At 61.9% G+C, this 15,080-nt stretch carries 12 protein-coding genes; 4 read left to right on the forward strand and 8 right to left on the reverse strand.

The annotated features are described in order from the left end of the window. The first annotated feature begins 50 nt into the window (after positions 1-50). Genes ACFUOZ_RS02880 through ACFUOZ_RS02890 form a run of 3 tightly spaced genes read left to right on the forward strand, consistent with a single transcriptional unit; the run spans position 51 to position 3,856 of the window. Entirely contained in the window at positions 51-1,733 is a 1,683-nt protein-coding gene (locus ACFUOZ_RS02880; protein WP_377544579.1) for an FAD-binding dehydrogenase, read from the forward strand. A gap of 9 nt (positions 1,734-1,742) precedes the next feature. After that, the gene (locus ACFUOZ_RS02885; protein ID WP_377544581.1) at positions 1,743-2,789 is read left to right on the forward strand and encodes an alpha/beta hydrolase; all 1,047 of its coding nucleotides are present in this window, start codon (positions 1,743-1,745) and stop codon (positions 2,787-2,789) included. Then, positions 2,786-3,856 carry an alpha/beta hydrolase gene (locus ACFUOZ_RS02890; RefSeq protein ID WP_377544584.1) on the forward strand — a complete coding sequence of 357 codons (1,071 nt, stop codon included), beginning with the start codon at positions 2,786-2,788 and terminating at the stop codon, positions 3,854-3,856. The genes ACFUOZ_RS02885 and ACFUOZ_RS02890 overlap by 4 nt, the downstream gene beginning before the upstream one ends. A gap of 15 nt (positions 3,857-3,871) precedes the next feature. On the opposite strand, the gene ACFUOZ_RS02895 is transcribed toward ACFUOZ_RS02890, so the two are convergent. From ACFUOZ_RS02895 to leuA, 3 genes are all read right to left on the reverse strand, one after another. Beyond that, positions 3,872-4,696: an isoprenyl transferase gene (locus ACFUOZ_RS02895; RefSeq protein ID WP_377544586.1), complete on the reverse strand. Its 825-nt coding sequence runs from the start codon at positions 4,694-4,696 to the stop codon at positions 3,872-3,874. A gap of 2 nt (positions 4,697-4,698) precedes the next feature. Beyond that, positions 4,699-5,451, reverse strand: coding sequence for a DNA repair protein RecO (recO, locus tag ACFUOZ_RS02900; protein WP_377544588.1), 753 nt, complete (start codon positions 5,449-5,451; stop codon positions 4,699-4,701). An 84-nt stretch (positions 5,452-5,535) separates the two neighbouring features. Continuing rightward, entirely contained in the window at positions 5,536-7,275 is a 1,740-nt protein-coding gene (leuA, locus tag ACFUOZ_RS02905; protein WP_377544590.1) for a 2-isopropylmalate synthase, read from the reverse strand. 249 nt (positions 7,276-7,524) lie between these two features. Here leuA and ACFUOZ_RS02910 point away from each other — a divergent pair, with 249 nt between their 5' ends. Beyond that, positions 7,525-9,477 carry a M13 family metallopeptidase gene (locus ACFUOZ_RS02910; protein ID WP_377544592.1) on the forward strand — a complete coding sequence of 651 codons (1,953 nt, stop codon included), beginning with the start codon at positions 7,525-7,527 and terminating at the stop codon, positions 9,475-9,477. A gap of 73 nt (positions 9,478-9,550) precedes the next feature. Here ACFUOZ_RS02910 and ACFUOZ_RS02915 read toward each other — a convergent pair whose 3' ends face one another. From ACFUOZ_RS02915 to ACFUOZ_RS02935, 5 genes are all read right to left on the reverse strand, one after another. Next, entirely contained in the window at positions 9,551-11,110 is a 1,560-nt protein-coding gene (locus ACFUOZ_RS02915; protein ID WP_377544594.1) for an LCP family protein, read from the reverse strand. 107 nt (positions 11,111-11,217) lie between these two features. Then, a complete protein-coding gene (gene era, locus ACFUOZ_RS02920) occupies positions 11,218-12,180 on the reverse strand; it encodes a GTPase Era (RefSeq protein WP_144658896.1) in 963 nt (320 codons plus the stop codon). After that, complete coding sequence (locus tag ACFUOZ_RS02925; protein WP_377544597.1) at positions 12,164-13,495, reverse strand: hemolysin family protein; 1,332 nt, start codon at positions 13,493-13,495, stop codon at positions 12,164-12,166. Before ACFUOZ_RS02925 ends, era begins: the two co-directional genes overlap by 17 nt. After that, complete coding sequence (ybeY, locus tag ACFUOZ_RS02930) at positions 13,492-13,965, reverse strand: rRNA maturation RNase YbeY (protein WP_144658898.1); 474 nt, start codon at positions 13,963-13,965, stop codon at positions 13,492-13,494. Before ybeY ends, ACFUOZ_RS02925 begins: the two co-directional genes overlap by 4 nt. Then, on the reverse strand, positions 13,962-15,044 hold the full coding sequence (locus ACFUOZ_RS02935) for a PhoH family protein (protein ID WP_377544599.1): 1,083 nt from the start codon (positions 15,042-15,044) through the stop codon (positions 13,962-13,964). The genes ybeY and ACFUOZ_RS02935 overlap by 4 nt, the downstream gene beginning before the upstream one ends. Between the last annotated feature and the right edge of the window lie 36 nt (positions 15,045-15,080).

The following is a 15,080-nucleotide window of genomic DNA, read 5'->3' on the forward strand; positions in this document are numbered from 1 at the left end:
CCGGGACCTCTGGCCAAACCCGTGACCGTGCAAGCCGTTAGCATGTACGCATGCCGCTCGAAGATAGTGACGCACATCATGGACCCGGCCGTATCTCTGCCGACATCGCCGTAGTTGGTGCAGGGCTGTCCGGACTCGTCGCGGCCGCGACCGCTTATGCTGCCGGCAAGAGCGTGGTGGTGCTGGACCAGGAGCCGGAGGCATCCATCGGAGGCCAGGCGCATTGGTCCTTTGGCGGCCTGTTCATGGTCGATACCCCGGAGCAACGCAGGCTGGGCGTAAAGGACAGCGCCGAGCTCGCCCTGTCCGACTGGATGGCCTCCGCAGCCTTCGATCGACCGGCCGACGTCCACGCACGGGCCTGGGCGGAGGCGTATGTCCACTTCGCTTCCGGCGAGAAAAGGAGTTGGCTCAAGTCCTTGGGCGTCGGCATTTTTCCGCTGGTTCAGTGGGCTGAACGGGGCGGGTATGGGCCGCAGGGGCATGGGAACACGGTGCCCCGTTTCCACGTCACCTGGGGAACAGGGCCGGCGCTTGTCCTACCGTTCCTCGCGAAAGTCCAGGAGGGCGTCGACGCCGGAAGGGTGCGGATCTTCTTCAGGCACAGGGCCGCTTCCTTGACGACGACGGCGGGCCGGGTCACCGGCGTGTCCGGCCAGGTTTTGGAGCCGTCGACGGCTGTGCGGGGCCAGGCCTCGTCGCGGGTCGCCGTCGGAGACTTCGAGGTGAACGCCGGAGCGGTAGTGGTAACCACCGGCGGGATAGGCGGCAACCACGATCTGGTGCGTCGGCAATGGCCAGGTGGCCATGCTCCGGCAGACATGCTCAGCGGCGTGCCCGCGTCGGTGGATGGTGGGTTCCTTCCGGCAGTGGAAGCAGCGGGCGGAACATTGATCAACGGCGACCGGATGTGGCACTACCCTGAGGGCATCCGGAATTACGAGCCCGTGTGGCCCAAGCACGGCATCCGCATCCTTCCCGGACCTTCGTCTCTGTGGCTCCACGCCGAGGGCTCGCAATTGCCGGCCCCGCTCTTTCCCGGTTTTGATTCCCTCGGAGCGTTGCGCCATATTCTTGCAACAGGCCACGGGTACTCATGGTTCGTCCTGGACCGGACCATCGCACTCAAGGAGCTGGCCCTGTCCGGATCAGAACAGAATCCGGACCTCACCGGCAAGGATGTCAGGCTCCTGGCCTCACGGTTGACGCCCGGCGCTGACTCCCCCATTCAACGATTCCTGGACAAAGGTGAAGACTTCATCCAGGCCACGTCGGTGCGGGATCTCGCCGCGGGGATGAACCGCCTGACCAAAAATCAACTGATCGACGCCGGCAAACTTGAGGCGCTGGTCGACGCCCGGGACCGCCAAGTGTCCAGCGGCCTTGGAAAGGACCCACAGCTCGCCGCGATCAGGGCAGCACGGCGCTTCGCCACGGACAAACTGATGCGGGTTGCGCCCCCGCACCGCCTGACCGACCCCAAGCACGGACCCTTGATAGCGGTCCGTCTCTCGGTCCTGACCAGGAAGAGCCTCGGCGGCGTCCAGACGGATCTGGGGTCAAGGGTGCCGGGCGCGGACGGGGCAGCGATACCGGGCCTTTTTGCGGCTGGCGAGGCTGCCGGATTTGGCGGCGGGGGCATTCACGGGTATCGGGCATTGGAAGGAACGCTCCTTGGCGGCTGCCTCTTCTCGGGAAGGGCTGCCGGCCGGTCCGCCGCGGCCAGTGTCTAAGCTATAGCCATGGACTGGACCCCTGACATCCTTGGAAAGGACTTTCAGGCCTGCGGCTTTGAGGCGGTGGGGCCTGACGGCGTAACCCGCCACGCCACCCTGATCCGGCATCGGGCTGAAGAGTCTGCCCGACCGGATCGAGCCTCCAGGCCCGTAGACCCGCCCTACGGGTCCGTACTCTTCCTCCATGGTTGGAGCGACTACTTCTTCAATACCGAACTCGCCCGGTTCTGGGCCGATCAGGGCTACGATTTCTACGCTTTGGACATGCATAACCACGGACGGAGCCTGCAGTCCGGCACTCCGGGCGGTTACGTAGCAGACTTGAGCTATTACGACGCCGAAATCAACGCAGCGCTGGACCTAATCCTTGACGACCGGTCCGGCTCCCCCACCGGCAGCCTGACCTTGATGGGCCATTCGACCGGCGGCCTGGTTGCCGCTCTCTGGGCCTCCCGCCACCCCGGTAGGGCCCAATTCCTCATACTCGACAGTCCGTGGCTTGAAATGCACGGGAACTCATTGGTCCGCCGTGCAGCGCAAGCAATGGTCGCGCCTCTTGCCAGGCTTCGTCCGGAGACGGTACTGCGGCTGCCGGAGAGAGGTTTCTACTTCCGGAGCATCAGCAGCAGTGCCGAGGGAGAATGGGCGCTGGACGAGAAGTACCGGCCGCCCTTCGCCTTCCCGGTGCGGGCAGGATGGCTCAGCGCCGTCTTTGCAGGCCATTCGACGGTGTCCCGGGGGCTCAACCTGGACATACCTGTTCTGGTCCTGACCTCAGCGGCCAGCGCCAACGGCATGGTGTGGCAGGAATCCATGCGTCGTTCTGATGCCGTCCTGGATGTGGGCACCATTGCCCTCCGGGCGATGGCACTGGGCCGAACTGTGACCTTGGAACGGATTGATGGGGGCCTGCACGATGTCTTCCTCTCAGCTCCTGAGGTGCGCAAGGACGCGTATGCAAGGCTTGCCCGATGGATCAACGGATTCATGGGCCATGGCGCTCTTGAACAGCAAAAGGACGCTCTTGAACAGCAACAGGAGGGGGATACGTGACCGGCACAGGTAATTCCGGACAACAGTGGAGGCCTGATGTCCTGGGCCACAATTACGAATGCATGGACCTGCCGCTCAAAGATGACGATGAAGGCCCGGTCAAAGCAACTCTCGTCAGGCACGCCCCGGCCGTCGAGGACGCAGCTCCCCACGGAATCCTGGATTTCCTGGGGACCTTCATCAAACGCAAGCGACGCACCACGCGCGAAACAGATGGTGCACCCAAAGTAGTCCTCTACCTTCACGGCTGGGCCGACTACTTCCTGCAAACCGAACTGGCTGAATATCTCACTGCTTCGGGCTTCCTGTTCTATGCGGTGGACTTGCGCAAATTCGGCAGGAGCCTGCTCCCGGGGCAAACACCGGGCTACACGTCCGACCTCAGTGTCTACGATGAGGATCTTGCCGCGGCCTTGAGGCAGATTGAGCTGGACGTGGCAGCACGGACCGACAGGCAACTGCCTCCGACGATCCACGTGATTGCCCACTCCCTTGGTGGCCTCATCGCCGCGCTATGGGCCAACCGCAACCCGGGCAAACTGGGTACTTTGGTTCTTAATGCCCCTTGGCTCGAGCTCCAGGGCAGCAGCTTGGTCCGCAGCATCGCCATGCACTTGGTGGAACCGTTCGCACGCACCGATCCGAAGCGCCCCTTCAGGTTCCCGGAAATGCCTGCCTACTGGGAAAGCGTCAGCAATGAGGCGCACGGTGAATGGATGCTGGACCCGGTGTGGCGGCCCCGGGCTTCATTTCCCATTCGGGCTGGTTGGACGAAAGCCGTGCTGGCAGGTCACGCCGCTGTTGAGCGGAAGCTCAATATTGATGCCCCTGTCCTGGTTCTGTTATCGGGCCGCACCAGGATCCAGGCCGAATGGACGGCCGACCTGATGCGCGCTGATGCCGTCATAGACGTCGAAGAAACCTCCCGACGTGCCCTCGGCCTGGCGCGGCGAACTGCCGTCTTCCGCTACCCGGGCGCCGTCCACGACGTCTTCCTGTCGCGCCGCACAGTCCGCCAGCAGGCGTACCGGGACGTCACGGTGTGGCTTGCCGCTTATCCGTACTGAATTAGCGCAGGCACGCTATTTAGGGGCTGGGGCAGCGTCCACGGCACCACCGTAGCGCCTATCGCGTTTGGCATAAATTTCGACGGCGTCCCACAAGGTGCGCCTGTCAACGTCCGGCCAGAGGGTGTCCATAAACACGAATTCCGCGTAAGCAGATTGCCACAGCAGGAAGTTGGAGAGCCGCTGCTCCCCCGAACTCCGCAGGAAGAGGTCGACATCCGGCAGGTCGGGCTCGTCCAGATACTTCTGGATGGTCTTTTCGGTGACCGAACCCGGCTTGAGCCGCCCCGCTGCAACGTCTTCGGCAATCGCGGATACAGCGTCGGCAATCTCAGCCCGTCCGCCGTAATTAACACACATGGTCAACGTGCAGGTGTCATTGGCCCTGGTGTATTCCTCGGCTTCCTCCAGTTCCTTGATCACTGAGCCCCAGAGACGGGGCCGGCGACCGGCCCAGCGGATCCTGACGCCCCATTCGTCCAACTGGTTTCGCTGCCTGCGTAGCACATCCTTGTTAAATCCCATGAGGAAGCGAACTTCTTCAGGTGAGCGGCGCCAGTTCTCCGTCGAGAACGCATAGACGCTGACGTACTTGATACCGAGCTCGATGGCTCCCGCCATGACATCCAGAAGGGCAGGCTCGCCGGCCTTGTGGCCTTCGATCCGGGGCAGCCCACGCTGATTGGCCCATCGCCCGTTGCCATCCATGACAATCGCAACGTGCTGCGGGATAAGCTCACTTGGAATGCTTGGCGGAACCGCTCCGGAAGGATGCGCATAAGGCGCCTTTACCGGGGTAGTCCGGGCCGCCGTCGTCTTGCTTTTCTTACCAAGTGCCACTGTCAGCTTCGCTCCACATGTTTGAGGGATTTCAAGGCGCGTTCCAAATGCCATTGCAAGTAGCTTGCCACCAGGCCTGCGGCTTCACGGCGGTGCCGCGGATCCGAGGCGTCAGCGACGACCCAGTCGCCCGTCAACAGAGCCCCAAGCAGGACGACGGTCTCGGCTGCCGGTGCCGGCGATCCGGGCGGCCTGCAGTCCCCACAGACCATGCCACCTAACGGGGCGGCAAAGGCCGTATGCGGTCCAGGGCGGCCACACCGGGCACACGATGTAAAACTCGGAGCCCATCCTCCTGTGGCCAACGCGCGCAGAAGATAGGAGTCAAGGATCAATTCCGGCGGATGATCCGAACGGCTCAGTGCTGCCAGCGCACCCACAAGAAGGTTGTACTGCGCCGTCCCTGATTCGGAGTCGGCGTCCGTCAGCTTTTCGGCGGTCTCGGTCATGGCCGCAGCTACCGTAAACCGGCCGTAATCGGCGGCGATGCTGCTTCCGTAGGCACCCTTCGCCACGGCCTGGGTGACAATGTCCAACGTCCGGCCGGAAACCAGCTGCAGGTCCGCCACCATAAAGGGTTCAAGCCTGGCTCCGAAGCGGCTGCTCGTCCTTCGGACTCCCTTGGCCACGGCACGCACTTGCCCATGGTGTTTGGTGAGCAAGGTAATGATGCGGTCCGCCTCGCCCAGCTTATGGGTACGGAGCACTACGGCGTCGTCCCGATAGGCCCGGGCGGCAAACGATGGATTGGCCACATCTAATCTTCGCACTAAGCCTGGACCCGGGATGGCCGCCGGACCGTGCGGTGACAGAGTTTCCTGTCACCACACGGTTCCTGGTTATGCCTGGGCGTCGCGGACGGCCCTGTTCACAGCCGAAATCAACGCCTTGAGCGAGGACGTCGTGGTGCTGGGGTCAATGCCCACTCCCCACAGGACGCGCTCTCCGACAGCGCACTCGACGTACGCGGCAGCGCTGGCGCTGCCGCCCTCTGACAGGGCGTGCTCGCTGTAGTCCAGGACGCGGACGTCGACGCCGTCCTGGTGCAGAATGTCCAGCAGTGCCGCGATGGGACCGTTGCCGTGTCCGGTGCGTCGAACTTCGGCACCGTCGATCCGCAGGTTCGCACTCATGGTCATGGCGCCGGCTTCATCAGTTTCGGTGCTCACGCTGCCCAGCGTGTAGCGGCCCCACTGGGCCTGCTCTTCGTCCGATGGCAGGTATTCGTCCTGGAAGATCTGCCACAGCTGGGATCCGCTGACTTCGCCACCGACAGCATCCGTGCGCCGCTGGATAACACCGGAAAACTCAATCTGGGCCCGACGCGGCAAGTCCAGGTTGTGCTCATTCTTCAGCAGGTACGCAACGCCACCCTTGCCGGACTGGGAGTTGACCCGGATGACGGCTTCGTAGCTGCGCCCCAGGTCCTTCGGGTCGATCGGCAGGTAGGGCACCTGCCAGGTGAAGTCATCCACGGACTTGTCGGCAGCGGCGGCATCCTTCTCAAGGGCTTCGAAGCCCTTCTTGATGGCGTCCTGGTGCGAACCGGAGAACGCGGTGAAGACCAGGTCGCCACCATAGGGTGAGCGCTCCGGAACAGGCAGCTGGTTGCAGTACTCCACGGTTCGGCGGATCTCATCGATATCCGAGAAGTCGATCATGGGGTCCACGCCCTGGACAAACATGTTCAGTCCGAGCGTCACCAGGTCCACGTTGCCGGTGCGTTCGCCGTTTCCGAAGAGGCAACCCTCAATACGGTCCGCGCCGGCCAGGTAGCCGAGTTCGGCGGCTGCAACTCCAGTGCCACGGTCGTTGTGGGGGTGCAGGGAGATGATGATGCCTTCGCGGGGGTGCAGGTTGCGGTGCATCCACTCGATCGAATCGGCATAGACGTTCGGGGTGGCCATTTCCACGGTGGCCGGCAGGTTGATGATGACCTGCTTGTCGGCTGATGCCTCAAAAACGTCGGCGATGGCGTTGCACACGCGTGCGGCGTACTCGAGCTCGGTTCCCGTGAAGGACTCAGGCGAGTATTCGTAGGTGATGTGCGTGTCCGTCAGCGTTTCTTCATATTTCTTGCAGAGGCGCGCGCCCTGCAGTGCGATGTCCAGGATTCCGTCTTCGTCCTGGTTGAACACCACACGGCGCTGCAGAACGGACGTGGAGTTGTACAGGTGGACAATGGCCTGCTTCGCGCCGACCAGGGACTCATAGGTCCGCTCGATCAGGTGTTCCCGCGCCTGCGTCAAAACCTGGATGGTGACGTCGTCGGGAATATGACCGCCCTCGATCAGCTGACGGACAAAATCGAAGTCGGTCTGTGATGCGGACGGGAAACCTACTTCGATTTCCTTGTAGCCCATCTTGACCAGCAATTGGAACATCTTCAGCTTGCGGGCCGGGCTCATGGGGTCGATCAGCGCCTGGTTGCCGTCCCGGAGGTCAACAGCACACCACCGCGGAGCTTTGGTGATGACCTTGTCCGGCCAAGTACGGTCAGGAACCTCAACGGTGATCTGGTCCTGGAACGGCACGTAGCGGTGAGTGGGCATACCGGAGGGCTTTTGTGCATTACGCATGATGTGTGGCCTTTTCTCTAAGAACTGTATGAAAGCTTGGCCGGACACAACGAAACTCCGCGGCGAGGGTGGCCCAGCGTCAAACAGCTATCAGGCCTCGCCGCGGCAGCTAAGAAGAAGCATTTCCGCACGCACAAAATTACAGTAGCACGGTGCGTATGATGACAGTGCAACACCTCATGCAACGTCCACTATGCAGACGCCGCGGCGGTGGCAACGCCGACTGCAGCGTCCATTCAAGGAGCCACAGTGCCACAGTCGGGGATCACTCTTTCGAATATCGACCACAGCGTCCGGCCCCAGGACGACCTTTATCAACACGTCAACGGCGCGTGGCTCAACAGCACAACGATTCCCGACGACAGGCCCTTGGAGGGGACGTTCACCGCTTTACGCGATGGTGCCGAACTCGCAGTCAAGGCCATCATCGAAGAGGCCGCCGGCAAGGGTGAATCCGCCACAGGTATCGAACAGAAAGTGGGCGGGCTTTACGCAAGCTTCATGGACGAGGGCGCGGCAGAAGCAAAAGGAATCGACCCCGTGCGGCCGCGTCTTGATGAGGTACGCGCGGTGGAATCGACCCCGGAGTTGGCGGGCCTCATCGGTCGGCTTTTCCGCTCGGACGTGTCCGGCCTCTTTTCGATCTACCCCGCGCCCGACGCAGGCAACCCTGAGCGCATCCTGCTGTACATCGGACAGGGCGGCCTGGGCTTGCCTGATGAGTCTTACTACCGCGAAGAAAAGTTTGCCGGCATCGTGACGGCCTACAGCGGCTACATCGAAAAGCTTTTCACCCTTGCCGGCATCCCCGACGCTGCGCAGGCTGCCCAACGCGTGGTCGCGCTTGAGACAGCCTTGGCATCGCATCACTGGGACAACGTCACGCTCAGGGATCCCCAGAAAACCTACAACCTGAAGTCCGCAGAAGAGGCAACAGCGCTGTTCCCCTTGCTGGACACTTGGTTCGACGCGGCGCGGGTGGACGTGGAAAAGCGTCAGGAAATTGTTGTCAGCACCCCCGACTTCTTCACTGGTGCTGCCGGTTTGCTGGAATCCGAGCCTCTTCAGACCTGGAAGGAATGGCTGACACTCCGGGTCCTCAGTTCGGCCGCCCCCTACTTGTCCTCCGCCTTCGTAGACACCAACTTCGATTTCTACGGCACAACCCTCAGCGGAACGCCACAGAACAGGGAACGCTGGAAGCGTGGGGTTTCGGTTGTGGAGGCAGCACTTGGCGAGGCAGTTGGCCAGATCTACGTCGAACGGCACTTCCCCGCCGGTCACAAGGCGCGGATGGAGACCCTGGTAGCCAATTTGATCGAGGCCTACCGCGAAAGCATCACGTCATTGGAGTGGATGGGCGAGGAGACCAAGAAGGAAGCCCTGAAGAAGTTGGACGCGTTCCGTCCCAAGATTGGCTTCCCGGAGAAATGGATCGACTACTCGGCCGTGGAGATCGACCCCAACGACCTTCTCGGCAACGTTGAGCGCGCCCATGACGCCGACGTGGAGCGTCACCTGGACGAGATCGGCAAGCCAGTTGACCTGACGAAGTGGCTGATGACGCCCCAGACAGTCAACGCCTACTACCACCCCATGTTGAATGAGATTGTGTTCCCGGCTGCCATCCTCCAACCGCCTTTCTTCACCGCGGAAGCGGACGACGCCGTGAACTACGGTGGGATCGGCGCAGTGATCGGGCACGAGATTGGCCACGGCTTCGACGATCAGGGATCGCAGTTCGATGGCAGCGGCGCACTGCGTAACTGGTGGACCGAGGACGACCGCAAGGCCTTCGAAGCGCTCACTGCAAAACTCGTGGCCCAATTCGACGCTCTATCACCGTATGCCGCACCGGATCACAAGGTGAACGGCAAACTTACCCTGGGCGAGAACATCGGAGACCTTGGCGGACTGACCATTGCCTACAAGGCCTACCTGCTGAGCCTGGGCGGAAAAGAACCGGAAGTCATTGACGGCTTTACCGGCCAGCAAAGGTTCTTCATGTCCTGGGCTGCCGGATGGCGCCAGGTCATCCGCACAGAGGAAGCCATCCGCAGGCTCGCCACCGACCCGCACTCCCCCAATGAGTTCCGCACCAACGCCATCGCCCGAAACCTCGATGCTTTCCATGAGGCCTTCCGCGTGGGCGAAGCTGACGGAATGTGGGCTGAGCCGCAGGAACGCGTCAGCATCTGGTAATTGAACGCACGAGAAAGGCCGGGTCAGTTAGTCAACTGGCCCGGCCTTTCGTATGAGTCGCTTGCGTTGACCGCTATTGATCGATGTAGAGCGGGTTCACCTGCTGGCACACGGCGTCCTTGGCGGTTTGGTTAACCACATCGGAGGGTACCGAGGCTGCGCCGTAGGCCGTGCCGCTTGTGAAGTCCGTACCGAGGTAGAGCTGAACACCAGCCACACCGGGTGCCTCTTGAACCTGAGCAGCAGGTATGCCATAGAGCTTGGCGACGTCAGCGGCCACGTCCGCAAAGCCAGTTCCGTAGTAAAGCACGGTTTGGTCGACGGGGTTGGCCAGATAGGACACAGCCTGAGCGAATCCGGCACCCGTGAGAACAGCCATCAATTCCTGCGCCCGGGTAGCGACGCCACTGCCGTTGGCCACTGAAACAGGCTGAATCGCCTTGTCGTAGGCAGGCGCGGCAGGCGTTGTGGCTGTCGGCTCCGGTGCCGGGCTTTCTGACGGTGAGGGTGTAGCCGTCGCACCGGGGGTGGTGAGATCGAGGTCCGCGCGCAGTGCTGCGAACAGCTGGGACGCTTGGGGCTCAACCAGCTCGAGCCGGTTGGGGTCGACTGCTGCAGCCTGGGTAGGCACAGCCACGAACGCAACCTTGGACACATCAATGTCCTTCAGTCGCCCACCTATGGTCAACAGCGAAGGGACAGAGGCGAGGCCCTCGTCCACTGTCAGGTTTTGGGTCACGACATCTGCGATCTGGAGCAGCCGCTGCGGGTTGCCCAGCGTGCCTTCGCTCTTGAGCTTTCGAGTCAGGGAGGAAAGGAAAGCCTGCTGGCCCTTGATGCGGCCCAGGTCGCCTCCGTCGCCGAACGCATGCCTGGTGCGCAGGAAGGCCAGAGCTTGCTCGCCTTCAACCAACGAGTCGCCCTTCGGCAGGCGGAGCCGGGAATCCGGATCAAAGACGGGATCGCTGACGCACACATTTACACCGCCGACGGCGTGGGAAAGCTCCTTGACGGCGTTGAAGTCCGCCATCATGAAGTGGTCGATTTCCAGGCCTGTCAGTTTATTGATGGTGTCGACCGCGCATCCGATGCCCGCCTCTGCCATGGCCTCGTTGATCATCACGCCGCTTCGGGCGGGAAAGGTCTGGTTGTTGGTGCGGTCGGTGCACTGGGGAACGTTGACCAACAAATCCCGCGGAAAGCTGAGGACATTGACGCGCTTGTTGTCGGCAGAGATGTCCAGCAGCATCATGACATCCGAGTGACCATACCCCGTGGAGTCTTCGCTGGTGCCGTATTCGGCATTCTTGCCGTCACGGGTATCAGAGCCAAGGATCAGGATCTGGAGCCGGTCGGTCTTGTCATTGGCCGTGGCCTCACCTGCGTTGCGGCTCTCATCAGCACTCAAGGGTGCCTTGGTGATATTGCTCTGGAGTCGGATAAACCAGAAAGCAGCAAACGCGACGCCGGCGACCAACGCCACGGACACCACGCCCGTGACAATTTTCAACCAAAGAGGCAGACCCTTGCGCTCATTCATATGGCGCGGAGTGCCATCGGCATCCGCTCCATGGCGTGCCGCAACGGGGCCAGCGGTGCCGGTGCCCTCCGGGCGGGCGTCACGACGTCGCACTATTCGGTTTACCTTTCCTTAAACAGCTCGATCCCCGCAATCATAGTTGCCGTTTCTGGGAAGTTCCTTATCGGGCCGGGAGCCACGCCGGATCCAGCTTTGTCGGCCTAGAACCCGAGTTTGACCAGCTGCTTGGGATCGCGCTGCCAGTCCTTGGCGACTTTGACATGCAAATCGAGGTAAATCCGGGTACCAAGAAGGGTTTCGATGCCCTTTCGGGCATTGGTCCCGACTTCACGCAGCCGACTGCCGCCCTTGCCGATAATGATGGCCTTCTGGGAGGGACGCTCCACGTAGAGATTGACGCGGACGTCCAGGAGCGGATTGTCCTCAGTGCGGCCTTCACGCGGCACGATCTCCTCCACCACTACGGCCAACGAATGCGGAAGCTCATCCCGCACACCTTCCAAAGCCGCTTCCCGGATGAGCTCGGCGATCATCACCGCTTCGGGCTCATCGGTAAGCTCGCCATCCGGGTAAAGGGGCGGCGAGGGGGGCATGTGGCTGATCAGAACGTCGGCGACGGTGGAAACCTGGAAGCCGTCGGCCGCCGAGACCGGAACGATGTCAGCCCACCCTGCTTCGCCCAGGACCTCCCTGCCCAGCTCGGCGACGGCGAGCAACTGCTCCGTCAGGGCCTGGCGGTCCACGAGGTCGGTTTTGGTCACCAACGCGACGATCGGCTTGCGTCCGACGCCGGCCAGCTGGGCGGCAATGAACTTATCGCCAGGACCAATCTTTTCGTTGGCGGGCAGGCAGAATCCGATGGCGTCGACTTCAGCCAAAGTGTCGGCAACAAGCTCGTTCAGCCGCTTGCCGAGAAGGGTACGGGGACGGTGCAGACCCGGCGTGTCCACGAGAATCAATTGTGCGTCCTCGCGGTGGACAATGCCGCGGATGGTGTGGCGCGTCGTCTGCGGCTTGGCTGAAGTGATCGCTACCTTCTGGCCAACAAGGGCATTGGTCAGGGTGGACTTGCCGGCATTCGGCCGACCGACCAGCACCGAGAAGCCCGCGTGAAAGCCGCCGAAGTCGCTGTCGGCGTCGAATTTCTTATTTTGCTTGCTCACGTGGAACTCCCTGTTGCGTTGAGTCGGCGTCGTCGAGAAGGTCTTCAAGGTCAGTGTCTTCCTTTGGCATGGCGGCCGCAATGATATGGCTGACCCTGTTTCGCCGACCCTCAAGCCTATCTGCCTTTAGGAACACACCGTTCACTTCAACGGAGCTTCCGACGATCGGGACCTGGCCGAGGGCCTTGGCGAGTAGACCGCCCACGGTGTCCACTTCGTCGTCGTCGAGTTCGATATCGAACAGTTCGCCCAAGTCATCGATGCTCATGCGTGCGCTGACGCGATACTGTCCGTCACCCAAATCGACAGCCTCTTCAGCGGCGGCGTCGTACTCGTCGACGATCTCGCCGACGATTTCCTCGATGAGATCTTCCAACGTGACCAACCCGGCGGTTCCACCATACTCATCAATGACAATGGCTACGTGGGTGGACTCCTGCTGGAGCTCGCGCAGGAGATCGCTCACCAGCTTGGACTCAGGGACGTACCGGACATCCCGGGCCAGCGAATCGACGTCGTGTGGCTGCAGTCCCGGTTCACCGCGGTGCATGGCCGCCGCGACATCCTTGAGGTACAGGATGCCGCGGATTTGGTCGGTGTTTTCACCGATTACGGGAATTCGGGAATAGCCCGACCGCAGGAACAAGCCCATGGCGGTTTCAAGGTCGGCTCCCGTGCCGATACTGACAATGTCAGTACGGGGAACCATGACAGAACGTACCAAGGTGTCACCGAAATCGAAGACCGAGTGGATGAGTTCGGCTTCGTTGTCTTCGATCATGTCTGATTCAGCCGCACGGTCCACGAATTCGCGGAACTCTTCTTCGCTGACGAACGCGTCGTCGCCGGCCGGGGCCCCGGGGGCTACTGCCTGGCCCAGGGCCACAAGCCAGCCCGGGATGGGACCGAGGATCCAGCACAGGAACCTGATCAGGGGCGCGGTGAAGCGCACGACGGGTCCCGAGTGGGCGCGCCCAAGCTGCCTCGGCGAAACACCGACCAGCACAAAGCCGATGACGGCCATGATGCCCGTCGCGGCCAGCCCGGCGAGCCACACGTTGTCCAACAAGCTATGGAGGACAACAGCAACGGCCACAGCTGCCGCCATCTCAAACCAGACACGCCAGAAGCGCAGTGCCCTCATGTGGGCGATGGGGTTTGCCAGGATGCCGGCCAGGGCCTGGCCTTTGCTTCGGCCAAGGGATTGCTCGGCCTCGTGCCGTGGCAGGAAGTTGAACGCAGCTTCGGCCGCCGTCAACAGGGCGACAAAGCTGAGGAAAACCAGCGCCATGCCGACCAGAATGAGCGAGGTCACTGCATGGTCTCCATGGGGGCATCCTTGCCCAGGAATTCAGACAGCAGTTCACGCTGCAGGCCAAACATTTCTTCTTTTTCCTCGGGTTCTGCGTGGTCGAAGCCGAGCAGATGCAGGATGCCGTGCGTGGCCAGCAGCAGCATTTCGTCCTGCGTGGAGTGACCGGCGTTGCGTGCTTGGACTTCCGCCACCTGCGGGCAGATGGCGATGTCCCCAAGCATGCCCTGCGGGGTGGGCTTGTCCGGCGTCCCCGGCGTCAACTCGTCCATGGGCACGGACAGAACATCCGTGGCCCCGGGCTCGTCCATCAGCTCAATGTGGAGCTTCTCCATGGCGGGTTCGTCCACCAAGAGGATCGACAGCTCCGCCTGGGGGTGGATGTAGAGGCGTTCAAAAATGAAGCGGGACAACGTCACCAGCTGTGCTTCATCGACTGCCACGCCGGACTCGTTGTTGACTTCAATGCTCATTTACGTTCTCCACGTTTATGGGTGTTGGCGGCGGCCGCGGGTCGGTGTGCGTCATCCCATGCGCTGTAGGCGGAGACAATGTCGGCCACCAGGCGATGCCGCACCACGTCAGCCGCCTCCAGGATCGAGAAATTGACGTCGTCGATACCGGTGAGGATTTCGCGGACGATCCTCAGGCCAGAGGTCGAACCGAAGGGAAGGTCGATCTGCGTGACGTCGCCGGTCACCACCATTTTGGACCCGAAGCCGAGACGCGTCAGGAACATCTTCATCTGTTCGGGAGTCGTATTCTGGGCTTCATCGAGGATGATGAAGGCGTCGTTCAGGGTGCGACCACGCATGTACGCCAACGGCGCCACTTCGATGGTCCCGGCGGCCATCAACCGAGGGATGGATTCCGGATCCATCATGTCGTGCAGGGCGTCGTACAGGGGACGCAGGTACGGGTCGATCTTGTCGCTAAGAGTGCCAGGAAGGAAGCCCAACCTCTCCCCCGCCTCAACAGCGGGCCGCGTCAGGATGATCCGGCTGACTTCCTTGTTCTGCAAGGCCTGCACAGCCTTGGCCATGGCGAGATACGTCTTACCGGTACCTGCAGGGCCAATTCCGAAGATCACCGTGTTGTCGTCGATGGCGTCAACATAGTTCTTCTGGTTCAGCGTCTTGGGCCTGATGGTCTTGCCCCTGCTGGAGAGGATGTTGTGGGTCAGGACATCTGCGGGATTCTGCACGGACTGGGTCCGCAGAAGGGAGACCAGTTGCTGAAGTACGTCGGGCGTGACCAAAGTCCCCTTGGCGACGAGACCGCGTACTTCCTCAAGGAGGCGCATGATGCGGGGAATCACCGTGGAAGGACCGGTCATGGAGAGCTCGTTGCCGCGAACATGGAAATTCACGTCCGGGAACTGTTCCTCGATGTACCGCAGGGCTTCATCATGGCTGCCCAGCGAGTGAACCATCTGGTCGGAGTTGTCGAACGTAACAACTTCCGTGCGCGTGCCCGGTAACGTGTGCGGGAACTCGGTCAGCGGCTGGTTCCCGTTTCCGGTCCTGAGCCGCCCGTTCAAAGATTCACTCATAGTGCTGGCCCTGCGGCCTGTTCTCCTCCGGTTGAT

Source organism: Paenarthrobacter sp. NPDC057355, from assembly GCF_042667405.1.
Taxonomy (GTDB): Bacteria; Actinomycetota; Actinomycetes; order Actinomycetales; family Micrococcaceae; genus Arthrobacter.

Bases quoted from the DNA above. Each gene is read 5' to 3' on its own strand.
- ACFUOZ_RS02935 (WP_377544599.1), bottom strand. From the start codon at position 15,044: ATGAGTGAATCTTTGAACGGGCGGCTCAGGACCGGAAACGGGAACCAG.
- leuA (WP_377544590.1), bottom strand. From the start codon at position 7,275: ATGCGTAATGCACAAAAGCCCTCCGGTATGCCCACTCACCGCTACGTG.
- ybeY (WP_144658898.1), bottom strand. From the start codon at position 13,965: ATGAGCATTGAAGTCAACAACGAGTCCGGCGTGGCAGTCGATGAAGCA.
- ACFUOZ_RS02885 (WP_377544581.1), top strand. From the start codon at position 1,743: ATGGACTGGACCCCTGACATCCTTGGAAAGGACTTTCAGGCCTGCGGC.
- ACFUOZ_RS02880 (WP_377544579.1), top strand. From the start codon at position 51: ATGCCGCTCGAAGATAGTGACGCACATCATGGACCCGGCCGTATCTCT.